1 pseudogene is annotated in these 423 nt (G+C 79.7%); it reads left to right on the top strand.

Annotated features, from left to right (window positions below):
- Positions 1-423 (top strand): annotated as a pseudogene (locus tag I6F33_RS38045) (hypothetical protein); the annotation flags it as partial.

Raw genomic sequence — 423 nt, 5'->3', positions numbered from 1 at the left:
GCTTCGGGGCGGCCCTGGAGGCCGCCGGCGGCGTGCGGGCCCCCGCGCCCGAGCGGGTGCCGCTGGCGCAGGCCCGCGATCGCGTCACCGCGGCGCCGGTGTGGGCGGCGCTGTCCTCGCCCCACTACCACGCGGCCGCCATGGACGGCATCGCCGTGCGCGCCGCCGACACCGTCGGCGCCACCGAGGCGGCGCCCAGGCGCCTGGCGCTCGGGGCCGAGGCGCGCTGGGTGGACACCGGCGACCCGCTGCCGCCGGAGGCCGACGCCGTGATCATGGCCGAGCATGTGCAGGCGGTGGACGAGTCGAGCGTCGAGATCGCCGCCGCCGTGGCCCCCTGGCAGCACGTGCGGCCCCTCGGCGAGGACATGGTCGCCACGGAGCTGGTGGTGCCCGAGCGCCATCGCCTGCGCCCGGTGGACC

The organism is Bradyrhizobium sp. BRP20 (assembly GCF_020194215.1).
GTDB lineage: Bacteria > Pseudomonadota > Alphaproteobacteria > Rhizobiales > Xanthobacteraceae > Bradyrhizobium > Bradyrhizobium yuanmingense.
The sequence above is the reverse complement of the archived record's forward strand: the minus strand, read 5'-3'. Positions and strand labels throughout refer to the sequence as shown.